The following is a 22,481-nucleotide window of genomic DNA, read 5'->3' on the forward strand; positions in this document are numbered from 1 at the left end:
GCCTCTACGTCTCTGTTTGCGCCGCACCTACTTACGGCAGGCGTATGCAAATCGCGATGGCGGTTTTCCACCCGTCTGACAAACCGCAGCGCCTGTTGGGCGATGCCAGACCGAGCGAGGCCGGATGCTGAGCCTGACCACGAGCCTGCCCGAAGCCCGCTTCCGCCCCAAGGTGCCGCCGCCGCTGCGGGAGCCGATGGGCCTGTTCGCCTTCCTCAGGGCCGCCCGCGCCAACCCCATCACGACCTGGATGGAGGACCATTTCACCGCGCCCGTGGTGGCCGGGGAGGGGGCGATGGGCCGCGTGACCGTGGTGAGCGACCCGGACCTGATCCGCTACCTCTTCGTTGAGAACGCGCGCAACTACCGCAAGGACGACCTGCAGCGCCGCGTCCTCGCGCCGGGGCTCGGCAACGGGCTGCTCACGGCCGAGGGGGACGAGTGGCGGCTGCAGCGGCGGATGCTGGCGCCGATCTTCAATGCGCGCACCGTGGACGGCTTCGCGCCCGCCATGAACGCGGCGGGCGCCCGGATCGGCCGCCGTCTCGCCCGGCGCGACGGGACGCGGGTCGACGTCGCCCTCGAGATGACGCGCGTGACCCTCGACGTGCTCGAGCGGACGATCTTCACCTACGGATTGCCGAGCGAGCCGGACGCGCTCGGGCGCGCCATCACGCGCTTCCTCGAGGCGGTCGGCCCGATCGACCCCCTCGACGTGTTCGGCGTGCCCGCTTTCGTGCCGCGGATCGGCCGCCTGCGGGCGCGGCCCGCCATCCGCTTCTTCGCCGAGGTGGTGGACGAGCTGATCGACCGCCGCCGCCGGCTCATGGAGGCAGGCGAGGCGCCGCGGGACCTGCTGACCCTGCTCCTCGCCGCGCAGGACCCGGAGACGGGGCAGGGGCTCACCGACCTCGAGGTGAAGGCCAACATCGTCACCTTCATCGCGGCCGGGCACGAGACCACGGCCAACGCCCTGACCTGGGCGCTCTACTGCCTGTCGCAGGACGAGGCCGCGCGGGCGCGGCTGGAGGCCGAGGTCGACGCTGCCGATTCCGGCGAGGCGGGCTTCGCGCCCGCCGATCTGCCCTTCGCGAAGGCGGTCATGGAGGAGGCGATGCGCCTGTTCCCGCCCGTGCCCTTCATGAGCCGTCAGGCCGTCCGGGACGACCGGATCGGCCGCATCAAGATCCCGCGCGGCTCGCTCGTGATGGTGGCGCCCTACGTGCTGCACCGCCACCGGACGCTGTGGGAGGATCCCGACGCCTTCGCGCCGGAGCGTTTCCTCGGCACCGCGCGGCAGGCGATCCCGCGCTACGCCTACCTGCCCTTCGGGGCCGGCCCGCGCGTCTGCATCGGCCAGAGCTTCTCGCTGCAGGAGCAGGTCATCGCGCTCGCGCATATCGTGCGCAACGTCCGCCTCTCCCTGCCGGAGGACCACGCGCCGGTCACGCCGCTCCACCGGGTGACGCTGCGGCCGGAGCACGGGCTGAGGATGGGGGTGGAGCGGAGGGGCTAGGACGGGGAAGACGCCGGCCGCCCCCTTTGTGAGCTCGCGGCGACCCGGCCTCTCCCCAAGGGGAGCGGAGGGGGCTCAGCTCTTCTTGCGGAACGCGTCGAGGCTGACCACCTCGGCGCCCGTCTCCGCGCCTTCGCCCTCGCCCTCCTTGCGGGCGGCGGGCTTCGCCTCCTCGGGCTTTCCGGCGCCGGGCAGGGCGGGGACGACCTTCGGCGCCCCGTTGCCGATCGCGGCGAGCCCGGTGCTCTTCGGCTTGGTCTCGCTCGGCTCGGAGGCGGCGCCGCGCGGGCCGGGCTTCGCGGGAAGCGCCGGCGCCTCGTCCTCGGCGATCTCGTTTCCGTCGCTCAGGTCGAACTTCAGGCCGAACTGCACGGAAGGGTCGAAGAAGCCGGTCAGAGCATCGAAGGGGACGAGCAGACGCTCGGGCACGCCCGAGAAGGAGAGCCCGACCTCGAACGAGTGCTCGGTGACGCCGAGATCCCAGAACTGGTGCTGCAGGACGATCGTCATGTCCTGCGGGTACTTCTCGCGCAGGCGCTGCGACATCCGCACGCCCGGCGCCTCGGTCCGGAACGACACGTAGAAGTGATGCTCGCCGGCCAGCCCCTCCCGGGCCGCGTCCGTGAGCACCTTGCGGACCACGCCGCGCAGGGCATCCTGCACCAGGAGATCGTAACGGATCAGGTCGTCTGCCATCTGCGGTCGCTTTGCCCGGGCCACCTGCCGGCAGTGCCGCGCGGTCGGGCGCACCGGATGGAAAATCGAGTGGAGGCTTCTGTTGCCAGGTGCCTCCGAACCCCGCCTAAACGATGCTAACCGCTAGGACTTTAGATCGGTCTTGGGGACTGCTTACGCAGCCACCGCCACCGGAGCAAAGTTGTCGTTGGCAACTATTGCAAAGGCCCGATAACGGCGGAACCATGCCGAGCGAAAGCTCAACCTTTACGCCCTCGTCGATCCTATTTCGCCCCCGCCGAAACCCAACGCCGCTGCGTCCATAGGCCCTGGGTTCGGGTGGAGGCGCCGGGTACCGCCCCCGGGTCCGATAGGTTTATTGCGAAGAACGTTTATCGCCATAGCCGGCCTTGCGACCGGCAAGGTGAATATAGGGGGGATCGCTCCGGTTTTGAAGCCCGAACGTAGCGCTCCGATGCCCAATGAGGCGCCGACGCCACCGCCGGCCTCGATCTGGCGCCGCCTTGGCTCCGGTTTTCTGCGCCTCCTCGGCCTCGCCGCGGCCGTCATCCTCTATCTCGGCGCCGCCAAGCTGATGGCGATTCTGGCCGTGCGCGTCGGCGCGGACCTGATCGAGGGGATCGACCCGCTCCTGTCGACGGACCGGCGCCCGAATATCGGCGCGGCGAGCCTCGCCCGGCGCGAGCTCGCCGCCGACATCCTCCTGCAGGTCAATCTCGTCCTGCTCGTGCTGCTCACCGTGATCTGGCGCCACGGTTCGGGCTGGCGCGAGCGCCTCGCCCTCGACCGGACGCGGCCGAACGGCATGCGGGCGCGCCACCTCCTTCTCGTCCTGCTCCTCTGGCCGATCCTGCACATCACCTGGGTGACGGGGACGGCCGAGGCGTTCGGCGCCACCTTCGCGCAGGGGGTGAAGCTCTCGCCGACGCTGAGCGCGGCCTCCGTGGCGGCCTGGCTCGCCTACGTGGTGATCGTGGCGCCGGCGGCCGAGGAGCTCCTCATCCGGGGCGAGATCTTCGCGCAGGCCCGCGGCTTCCTGCCGCCCGCCCTCGCGATCCTCGTCACCGCGCTCCTGTTCGCGCTCGCCCACATCTCGGCCTGGGGGCTCGCCCGGCCCGTCTCCCTGCTGCCGCTCGCCCTGATGCTCGGCTGGCTGCGCTGGCGGACCGGGCGGCTCTGGCCCTGCATCGCGCTGCACGGCTGGAGCAACCTAGCCCTCGTCGCCTACGTGCTCTGGCCGGCGCCGGGCTGAAGCGGGCACAGCGAGGATAACCCGCCCGGCCGCCTCGCCAAGGCCGGCGCTCCGGGCTAAGCCGGGCCAGGAGCCCGAGCCCATGGACGCCTATCACCAGCTTCTCCGCCGCATCCTCGACGAGGGCGTGCGCAAGGAGGACCGCACCGGCACCGGCACGCTCTCGGTGTTCGGCCACCAGATGCGCTTCGACCTCGGCCAGGGTTTCCCGCTCGTGACGACGAAGCGGCTGCACCTGCGCTCGATCATCCACGAACTGCTCTGGTTCCTCTCCGGCGACACCAACGTGCGCGCCCTCCAGGCGGAGGGCGTGACGATCTGGGACGAGTGGGCGGATGCCGAGGGCGATCTCGGCCCGGTCTACGGCAAGCAGTGGCGCTCCTGGGAGAAGCCGGGCGGCGGGACCGTCGACCAGATCGCCGAGGTGGTGGCCGAGATCCGCCGCAACCCGGATTCGCGCCGCCTCATCGTCTCGGCCTGGAACCCGGCCGACCTCGGGAAGATGGCGCTCGCGCCCTGCCACTGCCTGTTCCAGTTCTACGTCGCCGAGGGGCGGCTCTCCTGCCAGCTCTACCAGCGCTCGGCCGACGCCTTCCTCGGCGTGCCCTTCAACATCGCGAGCTACGCCCTGCTGACGCAGATGATCGCGCAGGTGACGGGCCTCGCGCCGGGCGATTTCGTCCACACCTTCGGCGATGCCCATCTCTACCTGAACCATCTGGAGCAGGCCCGGCTGCAACTCACCCGCGAGCCGCGAGCGCTGCCGCGCCTGCGCCTCGACCCCGCCATCCGCGAGCTCGCGGATTTCCGCTTCGCGCATGTCGCGATCGAGGGCTACGAGCCGCACCCGGCGATCTCCGCGCCCGTGGCGATCTGAGGAGCCGCGCGCCATGCAGAGCCCCACACCCCGCATCACCCTCGTCGTCGCGGTGGCGAGGAACGGCGTCATCGGGCGCGACAACGACATGGCGTGGCGCCTGCGCAGCGACCTGCGCCGGTTCAAGGCGCTCACGATGGGCAAGCCGATCCTGATGGGCCGCAAGACCTTCGCCTCCCTCGGCCGGCCGCTGCCGGGCCGGGCGAACCTCGTCCTGACCCGGGACCGCAGCTTCTCGGCCGAGGGCGTCACGGTGGTCCACGACTGGGACGGGGCGCTCGCGACGGCGGGCGCCGCCGGGGAGCTGATGGTGGTCGGCGGCGGCGAGATCTACGCCATGGCGCTGCCGCACGCCGACCGCATCCACCTCACCGAGGTCGACGCCTCGCCGGAGGGCGACACCCTGTTTCCCCCCTACGACCGGTCGGCGTTCCGGGAGACCCTGCGGGAGGCGCACGGTGCGGGCGAGCACGACGAGCACGCCTTCACCTTCGTCGACCTGGAAAGGATCCGCTGAGGCCGGCCGGGCTCGGTAATCTCCCGGGGTCCCGCGCGCCCGCTTCTTAATCCCTTGTGGAGCATGGGCACCGCGTCGCGGTTGTCTTAGTGGGGCGAAGTGCCCACCTGCGCTCCGGGGGCGAGCCTTGACAGGAGTGGGCGCGCCCAATCAGGTGCTTGGCACCCCTGGGACGCCTTCGGCGCCCCGGCCCCGGATGAGCTGGAGTAGACCTCAAGGATGCCTTGGAGCAATCAGAGCGGCGGCGGCGGCAGCGGCGGGGGAGGGCCCTGGGGCCGCGGCGGCGGCAACGGCGGAGGCCCCTGGGGCACCGGCGGCGGCGGCGGCGGCGGCAAGACCCCTCCGGACCTCGAGGATCTGCTCCGCCGCGGGCAGGACCGCCTGCGCGGCGTGATGCCCGGAGGGTCCTTCGGCGGCGGCCGCGGCATCGTGGTCATCGGCGTGGCCGCGGTGGCGATCTGGCTGTTCACGGGCTTCTACACGGTCGCGCCGAACCAGGTCGGCATCGAGACCGTCTTCGGCCGCTACGTCGGCTCCAAGGGCGAGGGCCTGCGCTACAACCTGCCCTATCCGATCGGCGGCGTCGTGAAGCCGAATGTCGGCCAGGTGAACTCGATCCAGATCGGCTACCGCTCCGGCGTTGGCACCCAGGGGCGCTCCCGCGACGTGCCCGAGGAGAGCCTGATGCTCACGGGCGACGAGAACATCGTCGATCTCGACTTCGAGGTGCAGTGGCGCGTCAACCCGCTCAAGGCGTCGGACTACGTCTTCAACCTGCAGAACCCGGAAGGCACCATCAAGGCGATCTCCGAGAGCGCGATGCGCGAGGTGATCGGCCGCCGCAACATCCAGGCGATCCTGACGAACGAGCAGTCGAGCATCGCGCAGGAGGTCAAGGAGATCGTCCAGGCCGCGCTCGACGAGTACGGCGCGGGCGTGCGCATCGAGGTGGTTCAGCTCGTCAGCGTGACGCCGCCGCCGGAAGTGCGGCCCGCCTTCATCGACGTGAACGCCGCCCAGCAGGACGCCGAGCGCCTGCAGAACGAGGCCAAGACCTACGCCTCCCGCGAGGTGCCCCAGGCGCGCGGCCGCGCCTCCCAAGTGGTGCAGGCGGCCGAGGCCTACCGGACGCAGGCCACCGCCGACGCGACCGGCCAGGCCGCCCGCTTCCAGCAGGTCTACGAATCCTACAGGACCGCGCCGGCGATCAGCCGCGAGCGCATCTTCCTGGAAACGATGGAGAAGGTGTTCGGCTCCGTGAACAAGGTGATCATCGACCAGAGCGGCGGCGCGGCCGGCACCAACGCGGCCGCGGGCGTGCTGCCCGTGCTGCCGCTGACGGAATTCGGCGGCCGCGGCGGCCAGCAGGCGGGTGGGGCGGCACGATGAACGGCAACGCTCTCCGCACCGGCCTCGTCGTCCTCGTCGCGGCCATCGCCGTCGGGCTTTACGCCTCGGTCTTCACCGTGGGGCAGATGCAGCAGGCCCTCGTCCTGCAGCTCGGGCGCGTGCGCGCCGTGCTGAACCAGACCGGCGAGGACCGGCCGGGCCTCTACTTCAAGGTGCCGTTCATCGAGAACGTCATCGTCTTCGACAAGCGCGTGCTCGACCTCGACCTGCCGGTCCAGGCGCTGCTGACGGCCGACCGCCAGAATCTCGAGGTCGACGCCTTCGCCCGCTACCGGATCGTCGACCCGCTGCGCTTTTACCAGTCGGTCGGCAATATCGGGCTGGCCAACCAGCGGCTGGCGAGCTTCACCAACTCGGCCCTGCGCAACGTCCTCGCCCGCTCGACCCGCGACGCGATCGTGAAGACCGACCGCATGCGGCTGATGAACGAGATCCAGGAGGACGTGAACCGGCAGGCCAAGAGCCTCGGCGTCGAGATCGTCGACCTGCGCATGACCCGCGTCGACCTTCCGGCGCAGAACAGCTCGGCGGTCTACGAGCGCATGAAGACCGAGCGCAAGCGCGAGGCCGCCGACGTCCGTGCGAACGGCGAGCAGATCGCCCAGACCATCCGGGCGCGGGCCGACCGCGACGTCACGGTCATCCTGGCGGAGGCGAACCAGAAATCGGAGCAGCTCCGGGGCCAGGGCGACGCGGACCGCAACCGCATCCTGGCGGAGGCCTTCGGCAAGGACCCGGACTTCTTCAGCTTCTACCGCTCGATGCAGGCCTACGAAGCCGGCCTGAAGGGCTCCGACACCCGCCTCGTGATCAGCCCGAACTCGGATTTCTTCCGCTTTTTCGGCGATCCGCAGGGCCGCGCGGCGCAATCCGGCACACCGCGCGGGACGGGCGACCCGAGCGCGGCGACGGGCTCCACCGTCGGCACGGCGCGCTGAGGCGGGATTGGCGCGTGGACCGGCTGCGGCCTGCCGGCCGCGGCGGGTCCGCGCGTGCCCTTGAACCCGGACCCGTGTCGCCGATCTAATGCGCGAGCCCGAGGCGGCTGCCCGGCGGATTGCACCGGGCTTCAGGAAGAACAGGTCGGGAAACGCTCCTTTGAAGAGGTCGATCATGCTACCCGTCGCGAGCGCCACCGCAGCGCGCCGTCCCTCCGCGCTGAGCCGCCACGCTCGGGCGGCCCTCGCCGCCCTCATGATCGGGGCCTCGGTCGCGGGCAGCGCCGTGCCGATGCCGGCCTTCGCCAAGGGTCCCGAATCCCTGGCCGACCTCGCGGAGCGGATCACCGACGCCGTCGTCAACATCTCCGCCTCCACCACCGTGGAGACGCGCTCGGGCGGCGGAGGCGGTCGCACCATGCCCCAGCTGCCCCCCGGCACGCCCTTCGAGGACCTGTTCGAGGAGTTCTTCAACCGGCGCGGCAACCGTGGCGGCGAGCAGCGCGGCGAGAACGACACGCCGCGCCAGCAGCGCAAGTCCAACTCGCTCGGTTCGGGCTTCATCATCGATGCCGGGGGCATCGTGGTGACGAACAACCACGTCATCGGCGACGCCAACGACATCCAGGTGATCCTGTCCGACGGCACCAAGCTGAAGGCCGAGATCATCGGCAAGGATTCGAAGATCGACCTCGCGGTGCTCCGCGTGAAGCCGACCGCGGACCGGCCGCTCAAGGCGGTGCCGTTCGGCGATTCCGAGAAGATGCGCCCTGGCGACTGGGTGGTCGCGATCGGCAACCCGTTCGGCCTCGGCGGCTCGGTCTCGGCCGGCATCGTCTCGGCACGGGGCCGCAACATCGAGTCCGGCCCCTACGACAACTACATCCAGACGGATGCGGCCATCAACAAGGGCAATTCGGGCGGCCCGCTGTTCAACATGGACGGCGAGGTGATCGGCATCAACACCGCCATCCTGTCGCCGACCGGCGGCTCGGTCGGCATCGGCTTCGCCGTTCCCTCAGGGACCGCCAAGCCGGTGATCGACCAGCTCCGCGAGTACGGCGAGGTCCGCCGCGGCTGGCTTGGCGTGCGCATCCAGAACGTCGACGAATCGACCGCCGAGGCTCTCGGCCTGAAGGGCGGCGCCAAGGGCGCGCTGATCGCCGGCGTCGACGAGAAGGGCCCGGCCAAGACCGCCGGCCTCGAGGTCGGCGACGTGATCACGAAGTTCAACGGCAGCGCCGTCAAGGCGTCGAGCGACCTGCCCCGCATCGTCGCCGCCACCCCCGTCGGCAAGACCGTCGACGTGGTCGTCGTCCGGAAGGGCGAGGAGGTGACGAAGCCCGTCACCCTAGGGCGCCTGGAGGACGGGGAGAAGCCGCAGCTCGCCAACGTGAAGCAGGCAGAGCCCGAGAGCGCCGTGCGGCAGGCTCTCGGCCTCAACCTCTCCGGGATCACCGACGAGCTGCGCAAGCGCTACAGCATCAAGGACACCGTGAAGGGCGTCGTCGTCACCCGCGTCGATCCCTCCTCCACCGCCGCCGACAAGCGGATCCAGGCGGGCGAGGTCATCGTCGAGGTGGGCCAGGAGGCGGTGACGTCTCCTGCCGACGTTACCAAGCGGGTCGACGCGCTGAAGAAGGAGGGCCGCAAGTCCGTCCTGCTCCTCGTGGCGAGCGCGAGCGGCGACGTGCGGTTCGTGGCGCTCGGGCTCGAGTAGCTTCAGCGCGCTTCACGCGACTGGGGGCCGCCCATCGGAAGAGGGCGGCTTCCTCGTATCCCCTCTTGCGGGGAGGGAGGCGCGCGAGTCGAAGGCGAGCGCAGACGGTTTTTCCGCACATGGACATCCGTCTCCACTCTCACCGGAGGAGCCGCACGTGTTCGAAACGGAGATGTCCGAGCGCATCCGCGACTTGCGGGACATGGTCAGATCGAATCCGGCCGTCAGCATCGACGATGCGCGCTTTCGATCGCTCGCCGAGGTGCAGTCGGTGTTCTGGCGTCGCAAGGACGAATTGGCGCGCAAGCTGGAAAGCGGCGCGATCACGCCGGACGAATACCGCGACGGTTTCAATCAAGCGCTCGCCGAATCCATGACGGCCAGCAAGCGGATCCTCGGCAGGCAGGACTTCCGAGCCCTGTTCGGCGAGGCGGGTGAGCATCCGGACCAGCTGATCGATCCGGACATCTTCGAGGACGTGCACCGCCCGCGGCCCGGCTTGCAGCCCTTCTGAGCCTCAGCGCGCGAACTCGCTCGCCGCGTAGCCCTGGAGGTACAGGAGGGCCGTCAGGTCGCCGTGGTCGATGCGCACTTGCGCGGCGGCCGCGACGGCGGGCTTCGCCCGGAAGGCGACGCCGAGACCCGCCTCGGCGAGCATGTCGAGGTCGTTGGCGCCGTCCCCCACGGCCAGCGTCTCCGCCGCTTCGAGGCCGAGGCGCGTCCGAAGTTCCGCGAGGGTGTCGCGCTTGGCCGCCTTGCCCACGATCGGCTCCTCGACGCGGCCCGTCAGGTGCCCGCCCGATACCGAGAGCCGGTTCGACCGGTGCTCGTCGAAGCCGATCCGCTCCGCGATCGGCCCGGTGAAGAGGGTGAAGCCGCCCGAGACGAGGCAGGTCCGCGCCCCGTGCGCCCGCATCGTCCGCACGAGCGTCGTGCCACCCGCCATCAGGGAGAGCCGCTCGCGGATCAGCGTGTCGATCACCCCGACGGACAAGCCTTCGAGCAGCGCCACCCGCTCGCGGAGCGCGGGCTCGAAGGCGATCTCGCCGCGCATGGCCCGCTCGGTGATCGCCGAGACGTGAGCCTTGAGGCCGACCACGTCGGCGAGCTCGTCGATGCATTCCTGCTCGATCATGGTGGAATCCATGTCGGCGAGGAACAGGCGCTTGCGCCGGTGGGGACCCGCCGGTAGCACCGCGACGTCGATGGGCTCGCCCTTCAGCGCGCGCCGCAGGCGGCCGGTCAGAACCTCGGCGTCGGCGCCCGCGCCCGGCACCAGGATCTCGGCCGCGACCTCGCCGTGCAGGATCCGCGGCTGGTGCTCGGTGCCGAGAACGGCGCGCGCCTCCGCCAGCACCGCATCCGTGATGGCGGGCCGCGTCTCGTTTGCTATCAGGCTGGCGACCAGGGTCATCCGGGAGCGTTCCGCTGTTGCCGCCGCCTGAGCCGACATTCGCCGACCAGCCGGCGGCCATTCTCATCGCAGGGCCGACCGCCTCCGGCAAGTCGGCCCTGGCGACGGCGCTCGCGCTTCGTCACGGCGGGGTCGTGGTCAACACGGACTCGATGCAGGTCTACAGCGACCTGCGCGTCCTCACCGCGCGGCCGAGTCCCGAGGAGGAGGCCATCGTTCCACACCGGCTCTACGGGCACGTCGACGGGGCGCTGAACTACTCGGCCGGCCATTTCGCGCGCGACGCCGCCGCCCTCGTGGCGGACCTCGACGGCCGCCTGCCCGTGTTCGTCGGCGGAACCGGCCTCTATTTCCGCGCCCTCGAGGAGGGGCTGTCCGACCTGCCGCCCGTGCCCGACGCCGTGCGCGCCGCCCTGCGGCAGACGGCCGAAGGCCGTCCGACCGAGGCGCTCCACGCCGATCTCGCCGCGCTCGATCCGGAGGGCGCGGCAACCCTGCGGCCGAGCGACCGAGCCCGCGTGATGCGCGCCCTCGAGATCCACGCCGCGACCGGGCGCCCGATCGCCGCCTTCCACGGCAGCCGGGTGCCGGGCCCGCTCGCGGGCCGCCCCCTGCGCAAGATCTTCCTGGCACCCGACCGGGACCGGCTTCGGGCCCGCATCGATGCGCGTTTCCGGGCGATGATGTCGGAAGGGGCCCTCGACGAGGTGGCGCGCCTGCGCGAGCGCCGCCTCGATCCGATGCTGCCGATCATGCGAGCCCACGGGGTGCCGGGCCTGATCGCCCATCTCGACGGGACGCTCGGCCTCGAGGAGGCGATCCTGCGCGGGCAGAACGACACGCGGCGCTACGCTAAGCGGCAGTTCACGTGGTTCCGCCACCAGATGGGCGGCGACTGGGCCTGGACCGATCCGGAGGCGGCGCTGGCCGGGGCGTGAGCGCTCAGCGCTCCAGCCGCGCGATCAGGCTCGACGTGTCCCAGCGATTGCCGCCCATGCGCTGAACCTCGGCGTAGAACTGGTCGACGAGGGCCGAGACGGGCAGCGAGGCGCCGTTGCGGCGGGCCTCGTCGAGGAGGATGCCGAGGTCCTTGCGCATCCAGTCGACCGCGAAGCCGAAATCGAAGCGGCCCTCGTTCATGGTCCGGCCGCGATTCTCCATCTGCCAGGAGCCGGCCGCGCCCTTCGAGATCACGTCGAGCACCGCCTCGACGTCGAGGCCCGACCGCTTGGCGAAGTGCACGCCCTCGGACAGACCCTGAACGAGGCCGGCGATGCAGATCTGGTTGACCATCTTGGTGAGCTGGCCCGAGCCCGCCGGGCCCATCAGGCGGCAGGCGCGGGCATAGGCGCCGATCGCAGCCTCGACCTTGGCGTAGGTCGCGGCCTCGCCGCCGCACATCACGGTGAGGACGCCGTTCTCGGCACCTGCCTGTCCACCGGAGACGGGCGCGTCGACGAAGCCGAGGCCGCGCGCCTCGGCCGCCGCCGCGAGCTCCCGCGCCACCTCCGCCGAGGCGGTGGTGTGATCGACGAAGACGGCGCCGGGCCCCATGCCGGCGAAGGCACCGTCCTCGCCGAGCGTGACGCTGCGCAGGTCCTCGTCGTTGCCGACGCAGGCGAAGACGATCTCGGCATCCCCGGCCGCCTCGCGGGGCGTGCCCGCATGCGCGCCGCCATTCGCCTTCACCCAGGCCTCGGCCTTGGCGCCGGTGCGGTTGTAGACCGTGACGTCGTGGCCCTTCTTCGCGAGATGGGCCGCCATAGGGCTGCCCATCACCCCGAGACCCAGGAACGCCACCTTCGCCATCGCTCGTCTCCACAAACTCGCGGCCCGGGGGCCCGGCGCCTGCTTAGGTTCGCCCGGCGGAAGCGTCAAACGCGTGCGCGCGCGCCGGGACACCGGGCGACAGAATCGCGCCGGATGTATGCAACTCGCTGAGCATACGTATTTTCTCGGACAGAATTCTGCGCCACAAGGACAAAGATGGCCGGCCAGGAAGAACCGGCCCTGGAGTGAACGTCCATGGGTGCGATCTCGAAACACGGGCCTTGGGCCCTCGTCGGAGCCCTCGGTGCCGCCGCCCTCGCCATCGTGGCGACGGAGCGCGGCGAGTCCGTCAATGCCCTCTGGATCGTGGTCGCCGCGATCTGCGTCTACGTCATCGCCTACCGCTACTACTCGCTCTTCATCGCCGACAAGGTGATGCGGCTCGACCCGAAGCGCGAGACCCCGGCGGTGCGCCACAACGACGGGCTCGACTACGTGCCCACCAACAAGACCGTGCTGTTCGGCCACCACTTCGCGGCCATCGCGGGCGCCGGCCCGCTGGTCGGCCCGGTGCTCGCCGCGCAGATGGGCTACCTGCCGGGCCTCCTCTGGATCCTGGCCGGCGTCGTCTTCGCGGGTGCGGTCCAGGACTTCATCGTCCTGTTCGTCTCGATGCGCCGCGACGGGCGCTCGCTGGGCGAGCTGATCCGGGCCGAGCTCGGCACCGTGCCGGGCGTGATCGCCCTCATCGGCACCTTCCTGATCATGATCATCCTGCTCGCCGTGCTGGCGCTGATCGTCGTGAAGGCGCTCGCCGGCAGCCCGTGGGGCACCTTCACGGTGATGGCGACGATCCCGATCGCGATCCTGATGGGCGTCTATTCGCGCTACATCCGGCCCGGCAAGATCGGCGAGGTCTCGATCCTCGGCTTCGTGCTCCTCATGCTCGCCATCGTCTACGGTGGCAGCGTCGCCGAGCACCCGACCTGGGGCCCGGCCTTCACCTATACCGGCACGCAACTCTGCTGGATGCTGATCGGCTACGGCTTCGTCGCCTCGATCCTGCCGGTCTGGCTGCTGCTCGCCCCGCGCGACTATCTCTCGACCTTCCTCAAGATCGGCACCATCGTCGGCCTCGCCCTGGGCATCGCCGTCGTCGCGCCGCACCTGCAGATGCCGGCCATGACGAAGTTCGTGGACGGGACGGGCCCGGTCTGGTCCGGCCAGCTCTTCCCGTTCCTGTTCATCACCATCGCCTGCGGCGCGGTCTCCGGCTTCCACAGCCTGATCTCGTCGGGCACCACGCCGAAGCTGATCGCGAACGAGGCGGACGCGCGCATGATCGGCTACGGCGGCATGCTCATGGAGAGCTTCGTCGCCGTGATGGCGCTGGTCTCGGCCTGCGTGATCGATCCGGGCGTGTACTTCACCATGAACTCGCCGGCGGCCCTCCTCGGCACCTCGCCGGAGACGGCCGCGGCGGCGGTGACGAAGCTCGGCTTCGCCATCACGCCCGACGCCATCACCGCGGCGGCCAAGGACGTCGGCGAGACGACGATCATCTCGCGGGCGGGCGGCGCCCCGACGCTCGCAGTCGGCATGGCGCACATCATCTCCTCCGCCATCGGCGGCAAGGCGATGATGGCCTTCTGGTACCATTTCGCGATCCTGTTCGAGGCCCTGTTCATCCTCACCGCCGTGGACGCGGGCACCCGCGCCTGCCGCTTCATGGTGCAGGACCTCGTCGGCCTCGCGGTGCCCGCCTTCAAGGACACCACCTCGTGGGCGGCCAACATCGTGGCGACCGCGCTCTGCGTCTCGGCCTGGGGCTACTTCCTCTACCAGGGCGTCACCGACCCGCTCGGCGGCATCAACACCCTGTGGCCGCTCTTCGGCATCTCGAACCAGATGCTGGCCGCGGTGGCGCTGACGCTCTGCACGGTGGTGATCTTCAAGATGAAGCGCGAGCGCTACGCCTTCGTCACGATCATCCCGACCGTGTGGCTCTGCATCTGCACGCTGACCGCCGGCTGGCAGAAGATCTTCCACGCCGACCCGCGGATCGGCTTCCTCTCGCACGCGGACCGCTACAGCACCGCGCTCGCCGAGGGGAAGGTGCTGCCGCCGGCCAAGAACGTCGAGCAGATGAGCCAGATCATCTTCAACGACCGCATCGACGCGGCGCTGGCCGTGGTCTTCGTCGGGCTCGTCGTCTCGATCGCCGTGTTCGGCGTCATCGCCTGCATCCGCGCCTTCCGCACCGACCGCTGGACGGCGCTGGAATCGGATGCCCGCGCCGTTCCGGCGGAGTGAGGCGATGGCCGTGTCGTCGCAGAATCTCCGCGAGCGCTGGCAGACGCTCACGAAATGCGTCTGCGACGGCGCGCGGCTGATGGTGGGGCAGGGCGATTACGAGGCCTATGCCAGCCACATCCGCAAGACGCATCCGGACCAGGCGCCGATGACGGAGCTGGAATTCTTCCGCAACCGGGAGAATGCCCGCTTCGGCGTCGGCAACCGCAACGGCTTCCGCTGCTGCTGACGCTCCGGGCACGAAGCGTCGGCTCGGGCGTTCTCGCTGGGTCGCGGCTCTCCGTTTCGGGCCGCCCCAGCCGAGGAGCCGCCATGGCCGAGGACAGCGCCGCCCCGCCCGAGCCGAGGATCGTCAACGTCGCCGAGCCCTGGGAGCGGGCCTACTGGGCCCGCCGCTTCATGGTGCCGGTGGAGAAGGTGCAGGCGGCCGTCGAGGCGGTGGGCGACGATCCCGCCCGCGTGGCGGCCCATCTCGGCCGCGACTGGCCGGGCCACGAGCCGATCGTCTGAGGATCAGACCCGGTGTGTTGCCGCGAAACCCTTGACTGGACGAGGGGATTTCGAGCCTCCTTGAGGTTCAGGAGGCAGGCATGAGCATCTTTCAGGACGCGATCCTTCGCTTCGGCCGGACCATCATGTCCTATGCGGGCGACGCCGTGTTCCTCGAATCCGCCGTCTCGGCCGCCGCCAACGTGACGCTGGCGGATGGCGAGATCGACGAGGAGGAGATCGAATCGGCGATCACCGGCATGCGCGCGAACCCCATCCTGGAGAAATCCTACGACACCCTGCGCATCGAGCAGGCGCTCTACGAGGCCATCGCCCGCGCCAAGACCCGGGCCGGCCGCGTCGAGAACATCCGCCTCGTCCAGGCCGTCGCCGAGCGGCCCCTCGACCAGCGGGAGGACATCTTCCTGATCGCTGCGGACGTGGCCGATTTCGGCGGCATCAGCGAGGTCGAGCACCGGGCGCTGGAAGAGATCGCCCGCGCCCTGGTGGTCGACAAGGACGCGCTCCTCGGCGCCGGGAACGCGAGACCTTCCGGCCACTGAACCGATCCCCTGCGGCGATGCGCCAGCGGACGACGGATCGCGCGGACACAATCCGGAAACGTTGATCGCGACTTGTGGCCGGACGGGTGCGGCCATGCGGGTGGACGGGCGACCTCCTCCCACCCCATCTCTCCTTCCGAACGAGGAGGGGATCCGCGCCGGACGACCCATCGGCATCGGTCGCGATGCGCGGTGCCCTGATCGACCCGAGCCGACGACGATATGGGCCTTGTCCTCTACGCTCTGAAATACCGGGTCACGGTCTACGTCCTGGCCGTGCTGATGACGCTCGCCGGCGTCGCGGCGATCGTGACGACGCCGAAGGACGTGCTGCCGACCGTCGACATCCCGGTCGTCGTGATCGTCTGGACCTATAACGGCCTGTCCGCGCCGGAGATGGAGCGGCGCATCACGACCTATTCCGAGTACGGAATCTCGAACAACGTCAATAACATCGCCCGGATGGAATCGACGAGCCTGCAGGGCACGTCGGTGATGAAGGTCTATTTCGACCCGAGCGTCAGCATCGATCTCGCCATCGCGCAGGTGGTTTCGTCCACGAACTCGATCCGCGCCACGATGCCCCCCGGCGTACAGCCGCCGGTGATCCTGCGCTTCTCGGCCTCGTCCGTGCCGGTGATCCAGCTCTCGCTGGCCTCCACGAAGGAGAGCCTCACCAAGGTCTACGATTATGCGCAGTACCGCATCCGCCAGCGGCTCGTGCAGGTGCCGGGCTCGACGCTGCCCTCGCCCTTCGGCGGCACGCCCCGGCAGATCATGGTCGATCTCGACCTGCACGCCCTGCAGGCGCTGGGCCTGACGCCCGTCGACGTGACGAACGCGATGTCGGCCCAGAACCTGACGGTCCCCTCCGGCCTCGCCAAGATCGGCGAGCAGCAATACCCAATCCGCCTGAACGCCACGCCCGAGGCGATCGAGGCGCTCAACGAGATCCCGATCAAGACCGTGAACGGCCAGCCCGTGCTCGTGCGCGACGTCGCCTACGTGCGCGACGGCGGCCCGCCGCAGGTCAACATCGTGCGCGCCGACGGCCTGCACTCGGTGCTGATGCGGATCTTCAAGAACGGCACCGCCTCGACCCTCGACGTCGTCAACAACGTCAAGAAGGCGCTGCCCGACATCCGCGCCGCCGCGCCCGAGGGCATGTCGCTGAAGCCGCTCTTCGACCAGTCGGTCTTCGTCTCGGCGGCGATCGAGGGGGTGATGCACGAGGCGGCCATCGCCGCCTGCCTCACCGGCCTGACGATCCTGCTCTTTCTCGGCTCGTGGCGCTCCACCATCGTGGTGCTGATCTCGATCCCGCTCTCGATCCTCACCTCGCTCGCGGTGCTGGGGGCGCTCGGCGAGACCATCAACGTGATGACGCTGGGCGGTCTTGCGCTCGCCGTCGGCATCCTCGTCGACGACGCGACGGTCGCGATCGAGAACACCTATCGGCTCTTCGAGGAGGGCGAGCCCTTCCGCAAGTCGGTGGCGGAGGGCGCGGCCAGCATCGCCAAGCCGACGCTGATCTCGACGCTCTCGATCTGCGCGGCCTTCACCTCGGTCTTCGCGCTCACCGACACCCCGAAATACCTGTTCACCCCGCAGGCGCTCGCGGTCGTCTTCGCGATGCTGGCCTCCTACCTGCTGTCGCGCACCCTGGTCCCGGTGCTGATCGACGTGCTGGTGGCTCGCGAATACGCCCTGCATCACGGCGAGGCGCCGCCGGCCCGGCAGGGGCGCGTCGCCCGCGCGCTCGCCCTCCTCGGCCGCCCGTTCTTCTCGGTGGCCGGCCGGTTCCGGCACGGCTTCGAGGCGCGCTTCGCCCGCTTCCACCGGGGCTATCTCGGGCTCCTCCATGCCGTGATCCGCCATCCCGTGGCGACGGTCGGCGTCGTCGCCATGGTCTTCGCGGGCACCGCCGGGCTGTTCAGCTTCGTCGGGCAGGATTACTTCCCGCAGGTCGCCTCGAGCCAGATGACGCTCCACCTGCGCACCCGCCCCGGCATGCGCATCGAGACCGCGGAGCAGGTCTTCGCGGAGGTCGAGAAGACCGTCCGCGAGGTCATCCCCGAGCACGAGATCGACCAGATCCTCGACAATATCGGCCTGCCCTCGAACAACTACAATTTCGCGTTCTCGGACGGCTCCTTCGTCGCCTACAACGACGGCCAGATGCTCATCAACCTGAAGGAGGGGCACGGCTCGGTCGCGGCCTACACGAAGCGGCTGCGCGAGGTGCTGCGCGAGCGCTTCCCCGACGTGACCTTCTATTTCCAGCCCTCGGACATCATCACCCAGATCCTGAATTTCGGCACGCTCGCGCAGATCGACATCCAGGTGTCGGGCCGGAACGCCGAGAAGGACCTCGCGGTCGCGCAGACCATCGTCCGGCGGGTGAGCGAGATCCGCGGCGCGGTCGACGTGCATCTCCACCAGATCGTCAACACGCCGCAATTCTTCGTGGACGTCGACCGCCGCCTCGCCTCCGAATTCGGCCTGACGCAGCTGCAGGTGGCGCAGGGCCTCAACGTCTCGCTCTCGGGCTCCTTCCAGGTCACGCCGAACTTCTGGACGGACCCGAAGACCGGCATCCCCTACCAGCTCTGGGTGCAGACGCCGGAATACCGCAACGATTCGCTCACCGCCCTCCAGAACACGCCGCTCCTCGTGCAGGGCGGATCCGACCAGCCCGGCGTCCTGACGCTCCTCTCCAGCGTCTCGTCATTCCGGCGGGAGGGCACGCAAACGGTGATCAACCACGTCAACACGACGCCGACCTACAACATCTACGCGGCGGTGCAGGATTCCGACCTCGGCTCGGTGGCCCGCGAGATCCGCAGGATCGTGGACGAGGAGCAGAAGACGCTGCCCGCGCCGGACAAGATCACCCTGCGGGGCCAGATCGAGAACATGGATTCGGCCTTCTTGCGCCTCGGCATCGGCCTCGCCATCGCGCTCGTGGCCGTCTACCTCCTGATGGCGGTGAACTATCAGAGCTGGGGAGACCCGTTCGTCGTCCTGGCTGCCCTGCCGCTCGCGTTCTGCGGCATCGTCGCGAGCCTGTTCATCACGGGCACGACCTTCTCGATCCCCTCGCTCTTCGGCGCGATCATGTCGGTCGGCATCGCCTCGGCGAACTCGATCCTGCTCGTCACCTTCGCCAAGGAGCACCGGGAGGCCACGGGCTGCAGCGCCGTCGAGGCGGCGGTGCTGGCCGGCGAGACCCGGCTGCGGCCGGTGCTGATGACGGCGGGCGCCATGTTCCTCGGCCTGATCCCGATGGCGCTCGGCACGGGCGAGGGCGGCGAGCAGAACGCGGCCCTCGCGCGCGCCGTGATGGGCGGCATCGCCTTCGGCACGCCCTCGACGCTGCTCTTCGTGCCCTTCCTCTACACGCTGCTGCGGCGCGGCGCCGTCAGGCCGCCGCAGGATTACGTGTGAGCGGCAGCCGCCGTGCCTCTCCACCTCTCCCGTTCGGGAGAGGGGGCGCGGCGCGCCGAGGCGGCGTTCGAGGAAACGCGGAGCTTAGCGTGACGGAGCGAGCGCGCTCACTCCGCCGCGCGGACCCGGGCTCCGGGGACCAGCGCCTCGACGGCGCCGGGAAGCTCGCTGAAATGGGAGATCACCCGGTCGGGCCCGAGATCCTGCACCGGCGTGTCGGTGTAGCCGAAGGTGACCGCGACGACGGGGATGCCCGCGGCCTTCGCCGCGTCGACGTCGGAGCGGGAATCACCGACCATCACCGAGCGCGCGGGATCGCCCTTCGCCCGCTCGATCGTCGAGGTGATGTGGCGCGGGTCGGGCTTGAAGTAGGGGAAGGTCGCGCGCCCGCAGATCGCGGCGAATCGATCGCCGATGCCGAGCCTGTCGAGGAGGTCGACCGCGTGCTCCTCCACCTTGTTCGTGCAGACCGCGAGGAGGAAGCCATCGGATTGCAGGCTGTCCAGCGCCTCGACGAGGCCTTCGTAGAGGTGCGAGTGGTCGCAGAGATGCGCCCCGTAATGCTCCAGGAACTCGCCGAACAGGCGCTCCAGGCGCTCGGCCGAGAGCGGTTCTCCGGCCGCCGTGAAGCCCCGCTGGATCAGTGCCTTGGCGCCGGCGCCGATCATGTCGCGGGCCTCCTCCAGAGGCAGCGGCGGCAGGCCCTCCCGCCCGAGGAGCACGTTGAGCGTGCCGACGAGGTCGCCCGCGGTCTCGGCGAGCGTGCCGTCGAGGTCGAATACGGCGATCGGCGGCAGGGACATCGGCTCTCTCGTCTTCCTTGCAAGGACGCACCTCGCTAGCGGCCCCGGCTCTGAGCCGCAACCCGACGCGGCGGCGCAGGATCTTTGCGGCACCTCCCCAGAAGTGAGGAAGCGGACGAGGTGCGGGCATGCGACGGTGCGCCGGCAAACGGAGGGATGCGCGGCAGCCGGGGCGCCCCGCCATGCCGATTGCCGACGGACGAGGCGGCTTCCCGCGACATCGACCGGCGTCCTCCCACGTCACCAGGAGCGATCGTCATGCGGACCCGTCTCAGCGTCTCTCGCCTTGCCGCCGGTGCGGCGCTCGCGTCCGGTGTCCTGCTCCTGCCGGTTGCGGCGCAGGCGGCCTGCGTCGGCTTCGCGAGCTGCCAGACCTCAGGCAACAAGTTCGCTGCCGGGGGCGCGGCTCAGAAGGTCGGCACGCCCGCCTTCAAGCCCGCGACCGGGGTGAACCCGCAGAAGCTGATCGGCAACGACGGCAGCACCCTCATGGGCAAGGGCGGCAACATCCTCAGTCCCGGCAACGTGAATCCGGGCTTCAGGGCGCGCTGAATCAAGCGGATGACGGGCGTTCCCCGTCGTCCCTTTCTGCCCAACGCAGCGACGCGGGCCGTATCCCCCGCGCTGGCCCTGGGGCACGGCAGAGAGGCGGAGGCGGGCCGCGAAGCGCGCGTCGGCGAGCCGCTCCGCCCAAGACTCGCCTGAAAGCTCGCGGATGGGACGTGCGACACCCATCCGCGAGAGCGAGCCCCCATGCTTCGGCGCTTCCCGTTTCTTCGTCCGGCCTGCCTCACGCTCGGCGTCCTCGCCGCTGGCCCTGTGCTCGCCGCCTCCTTCGAGTTCGTGCCGGCCCCCCAGATCGACCTGAACCGCGTCTACCGGGTCGACCGGGTGACGGGCGAGGTCACCTCCTGCCAGTACGGCCTGCGTGAGGGCGGCGGCATCGGCCAGACCCTCTGCTTCGGGCCGGGCGAGGGCGCGACGGCGCAGGCGCCTGGCGAGTACGGGCTCGTCGCCTCCCGCCATACCCGTGAGGCCGGTGTGTTCCGGGTGAATTACCGCAGCGGCGAGATGAGCATCTGCTACGTGCAGGTGAAGGAAGAGGTGGTCGTCTGCACGCAACAGGCGAATCCGACCGTCGGCGGCGCGGGCGAGGCCCCGACCACCGGGCCGGCGCCGGGCCGCGCGGGCCCGAGCGTGACGCCGCCGCAGGGCGGCCGGCCCTGAAGGATCGGGGCGTCGCGACCGAACATCGTCTTTTGCCCGGGCGGCGCGCGTGCTAACGGCGCCTCCGTTCCCGCCGAGGTCGACCCCGTGGCAAACATGCGTTCCCCTCATCTCCCGCTTCCCCGAGGCTCCCGGTGAGCGCGCCGGATCTCCGCAGGGCGGCGGCCGCGCGCGCGCTCGAACTCGTCGAGCCCGGCATGCGCCTCGGCATCGGCACCGGCTCGACCGCGAATGCCTTCGTGGAGCTTCTGGGCGAGCGCGTTCGGGCGGGGCTCGATCTCGTCGGGGTGCCGACCTCCGAGGCGACGCATGCAGCCGCCACGCGCGCCGGCATCCGCCTCGCGACCCTTGAGGAGGTTCCCGAGCTCGATCTGACGATCGACGGGGCCGACGAGGTCGACGACAGGCTGCGCCTCATCAAGGGCGGCGGCGCGGCCCTTTTGCGCGAGAAGATCGTGGCCTTCGCGAGCCGCCGGATGGTGGTGATCGCGGACGCGGCCAAGCGCGTCGAGACGCTCGGGGCTTTCCCGCTGCCGATCGAGGTGAACCCGTTCGGGCTCGCCGCGACGCGCCGCGCCGTCGAGGCGGCAATCCTGCGCGCCGGATGCGCAGGCGAGGTCGCCCTGCGCCGGACGGCCGAGTGCGCCCCGCTCCTGACGGATGGCGGCCACCACATCCTCGACGCCTGCCTCGGCCGGATCCCCGATCCGGAAAGCCTGTCCGCCGCGCTTTGGGCCGTGCCCGGCGTGGTCGAGCACGGCCTGTTCCTCGGCATCGCCTCCGCCGCGATCCTCGCGGCCGACGTGGACGGGACGGCCGAGGTGACCCTCCTCGGCAGCCTGGATTGATCCCGCCTCTCCCTCATCGCCGCAGACAGACGAATCCCGGAGCGCCCGCCATGTCCCGCCCCATCCTCGCCTACGCCCTGGCGAGCCTCCTCCTCGCCGGCCCGAGCGCGGCCCTCGCGCAGGCGAACAAGCCCGCGCCCGCGCCGCAGCAGAAGCCCCCGGCGAAGCCCGCCGCCGCCCCTGCGGCCCCCGCGATCTCGCCGAATCACCTCGCGCTCGCGCGGGAGGTGATGCTGGGCTCCGGCATCGCCCGCTCGTTCGACTCGATCATCCCGGCCTTCGCCGAGCAGATCCGCAAGCAGGCGGTGACCCGGCCGGAGCTGCAGAAGGATCTGGAAGAGGTGCTCGCGAGCCTCGAGCCCGAGATGGAGCTGCAGAAGCAGCGGATGATCAGCACCGCCGCGGGCATCTACGCCAAGCAGCTCAACGAGGCGGAGCTACAGGAGATCGCGAACTTCTTCCGCTCGCCCGCCGGCAAGCGCTACGTGCAGACGCAGCCGCAGGTGCTCGACGACATGGTCGCCGCGATGCAGACCTGGACGCAGGACGTCTCGGAATACGTGATGGTCCGGGTCCGGGCCGAGATGGGCAAGCGCGGCCACCAGTTGCAGTGAGGCGGGCGCAGCGCCCGCGCGGGCGCGGTGGACCTCACGCGCCCGCGACGCCATCTCCCCTCGCGAG

22 protein-coding genes and 1 other RNA gene are annotated in these 22,481 nt (G+C 70.3%); 18 read left to right on the forward strand and 5 right to left on the reverse strand.

Annotation, left to right across the window (positions count from 1 at the left end; genetic code table 11):
• The first annotated feature begins 124 nt into the window (after positions 1 to 124).
• Positions 125 to 1,516: a cytochrome P450 gene (locus tag J2X36_RS14745; RefSeq protein WP_310350963.1), complete on the forward strand. Its 1,392-nt coding sequence runs from the start codon at positions 125 to 127 to the stop codon at positions 1,514 to 1,516.
• 75 nt (positions 1,517 to 1,591) lie between these two features.
• Here the strand turns inward: J2X36_RS14745 and J2X36_RS14750 are convergent, their stop codons facing one another.
• Both J2X36_RS14750 and ssrA read right to left on the reverse strand, forming a co-directional pair.
• On the reverse strand, positions 1,592 to 2,212 hold the full coding sequence (locus J2X36_RS14750; protein ID WP_132255215.1) for an SspB family protein: 621 nt from the start codon (positions 2,210 to 2,212) through the stop codon (positions 1,592 to 1,594).
• A gap of 68 nt (positions 2,213 to 2,280) precedes the next feature.
• Positions 2,281 to 2,651, reverse strand: a transfer-messenger RNA (tmRNA) gene (gene ssrA, locus J2X36_RS14755).
• Between the two features lie 15 nt (positions 2,652 to 2,666).
• Here ssrA and J2X36_RS14760 point away from each other — a divergent pair.
• The 7 genes from J2X36_RS14760 (at position 2,667) to J2X36_RS14790 (ending at position 9,440) form a co-directional block, all read left to right on the forward strand.
• Entirely contained in the window at positions 2,667 to 3,464 is a 798-nt protein-coding gene (locus J2X36_RS14760; RefSeq protein ID WP_310350965.1) for a CPBP family intramembrane glutamic endopeptidase, read from the forward strand.
• Between the two features lie 82 nt (positions 3,465 to 3,546).
• Positions 3,547 to 4,341, forward strand: coding sequence for a thymidylate synthase (locus J2X36_RS14765; protein WP_132255217.1), 795 nt, complete (start codon positions 3,547 to 3,549; stop codon positions 4,339 to 4,341).
• Positions 4,342 to 4,354: 13 nt separating this feature from the next.
• A complete protein-coding gene (locus tag J2X36_RS14770) occupies positions 4,355 to 4,858 on the forward strand; it encodes a dihydrofolate reductase (RefSeq protein ID WP_310350967.1) in 504 nt (167 codons plus the stop codon).
• Between the two features lie 219 nt (positions 4,859 to 5,077).
• On the forward strand, positions 5,078 to 6,247 hold the full coding sequence (gene hflK / locus J2X36_RS14775) for an FtsH protease activity modulator HflK (RefSeq protein ID WP_132255219.1): 1,170 nt from the start codon (positions 5,078 to 5,080) through the stop codon (positions 6,245 to 6,247).
• The gene (locus J2X36_RS14780) at positions 6,244 to 7,206 is read left to right on the forward strand and encodes a protease modulator HflC (RefSeq protein WP_310350972.1); all 963 of its coding nucleotides are present in this window, start codon (positions 6,244 to 6,246) and stop codon (positions 7,204 to 7,206) included. The genes hflK and J2X36_RS14780 overlap by 4 nt, the downstream gene beginning before the upstream one ends.
• 175 nt (positions 7,207 to 7,381) lie before the next feature.
• Complete coding sequence (locus tag J2X36_RS14785) at positions 7,382 to 8,926, forward strand: DegQ family serine endoprotease (RefSeq protein WP_310350974.1); 1,545 nt, start codon at positions 7,382 to 7,384, stop codon at positions 8,924 to 8,926.
• Between the two features lie 172 nt (positions 8,927 to 9,098).
• On the forward strand, positions 9,099 to 9,440 hold the full coding sequence (locus tag J2X36_RS14790) for a hypothetical protein (RefSeq protein ID WP_310350975.1): 342 nt from the start codon (positions 9,099 to 9,101) through the stop codon (positions 9,438 to 9,440).
• 3 nt (positions 9,441 to 9,443) lie between these two features.
• Here the strand turns inward: J2X36_RS14790 and serB are convergent, their stop codons facing one another.
• Entirely contained in the window at positions 9,444 to 10,340 is an 897-nt protein-coding gene (gene serB / locus J2X36_RS14795; protein ID WP_310350977.1) for a phosphoserine phosphatase SerB, read from the reverse strand.
• A 17-nt stretch (positions 10,341 to 10,357) separates the two neighbouring features.
• Here serB and miaA point away from each other — a divergent pair, with 17 nt between their 5' ends.
• Positions 10,358 to 11,278 (forward strand): tRNA (adenosine(37)-N6)-dimethylallyltransferase MiaA, encoded by a 921-nt coding sequence (gene miaA / locus J2X36_RS14800; RefSeq protein ID WP_310350978.1) that lies wholly within the window; start codon positions 10,358 to 10,360, stop codon positions 11,276 to 11,278.
• Between the two features lie 4 nt (positions 11,279 to 11,282).
• Here miaA and J2X36_RS14805 read toward each other — a convergent pair whose 3' ends face one another.
• A complete protein-coding gene (locus J2X36_RS14805; RefSeq protein ID WP_132255225.1) occupies positions 11,283 to 12,149 on the reverse strand; it encodes an NAD(P)-dependent oxidoreductase in 867 nt (288 codons plus the stop codon).
• A 216-nt stretch (positions 12,150 to 12,365) separates the two neighbouring features.
• Here J2X36_RS14805 and J2X36_RS14810 point away from each other — a divergent pair, with 216 nt between their 5' ends.
• The 5 genes from J2X36_RS14810 to J2X36_RS14830 all read left to right on the forward strand — a co-directional run bounded on the left by J2X36_RS14810 (position 12,366) and on the right by J2X36_RS14830 (position 18,922).
• Positions 12,366 to 14,423 carry a carbon starvation CstA family protein gene (locus J2X36_RS14810; RefSeq protein ID WP_132255226.1) on the forward strand — a complete coding sequence of 686 codons (2,058 nt, stop codon included), beginning with the start codon at positions 12,366 to 12,368 and terminating at the stop codon, positions 14,421 to 14,423.
• A 4-nt stretch (positions 14,424 to 14,427) separates the two neighbouring features.
• Entirely contained in the window at positions 14,428 to 14,652 is a 225-nt protein-coding gene (locus J2X36_RS14815; protein WP_132255227.1) for a YbdD/YjiX family protein, read from the forward strand.
• 83 nt (positions 14,653 to 14,735) lie between these two features.
• Positions 14,736 to 14,933, forward strand: a complete 198-nt coding sequence (locus tag J2X36_RS14820; RefSeq protein ID WP_310350982.1) for a DUF3606 domain-containing protein — start codon at positions 14,736 to 14,738, stop codon at positions 14,931 to 14,933.
• A gap of 80 nt (positions 14,934 to 15,013) precedes the next feature.
• A complete protein-coding gene (locus J2X36_RS14825) occupies positions 15,014 to 15,475 on the forward strand; it encodes a Tellurite resistance protein TerB (protein ID WP_132255229.1) in 462 nt (153 codons plus the stop codon).
• A 222-nt stretch (positions 15,476 to 15,697) separates the two neighbouring features.
• Positions 15,698 to 18,922, forward strand: coding sequence for an efflux RND transporter permease subunit (locus tag J2X36_RS14830; protein WP_310350986.1), 3,225 nt, complete (start codon positions 15,698 to 15,700; stop codon positions 18,920 to 18,922).
• A gap of 107 nt (positions 18,923 to 19,029) precedes the next feature.
• Here J2X36_RS14830 and J2X36_RS14835 read toward each other — a convergent pair whose 3' ends face one another.
• Positions 19,030 to 19,725 (reverse strand): HAD family hydrolase, encoded by a 696-nt coding sequence (locus tag J2X36_RS14835; RefSeq protein ID WP_310350988.1) that lies wholly within the window; start codon positions 19,723 to 19,725, stop codon positions 19,030 to 19,032.
• Positions 19,726 to 19,983: 258 nt separating this feature from the next.
• On the opposite strand from J2X36_RS14835, the gene J2X36_RS14840 reads away from it, so the two are divergent.
• From J2X36_RS14840 to J2X36_RS14855, 4 genes are all read left to right on the forward strand, one after another.
• Positions 19,984 to 20,277, forward strand: coding sequence for a hypothetical protein (locus tag J2X36_RS14840; protein WP_132255232.1), 294 nt, complete (start codon positions 19,984 to 19,986; stop codon positions 20,275 to 20,277).
• Between the two features lie 201 nt (positions 20,278 to 20,478).
• A complete protein-coding gene (locus J2X36_RS14845; protein WP_245516630.1) occupies positions 20,479 to 20,952 on the forward strand; it encodes a hypothetical protein in 474 nt (157 codons plus the stop codon).
• Between the two features lie 134 nt (positions 20,953 to 21,086).
• The gene (gene rpiA, locus J2X36_RS14850; protein WP_310350990.1) at positions 21,087 to 21,800 is read left to right on the forward strand and encodes a ribose-5-phosphate isomerase RpiA; all 714 of its coding nucleotides are present in this window, start codon (positions 21,087 to 21,089) and stop codon (positions 21,798 to 21,800) included.
• 50 nt (positions 21,801 to 21,850) lie between these two features.
• Positions 21,851 to 22,414: a DUF2059 domain-containing protein gene (locus tag J2X36_RS14855; protein WP_132256048.1), complete on the forward strand. Its 564-nt coding sequence runs from the start codon at positions 21,851 to 21,853 to the stop codon at positions 22,412 to 22,414.
• Positions 22,415 to 22,481: the final 67 nt, after the last annotated feature.

This window comes from Methylobacterium sp. BE186 (genome assembly GCF_031457035.1).
Taxonomy (GTDB): Bacteria; Pseudomonadota; Alphaproteobacteria; order Rhizobiales; family Beijerinckiaceae; genus Methylobacterium; species Methylobacterium segetis.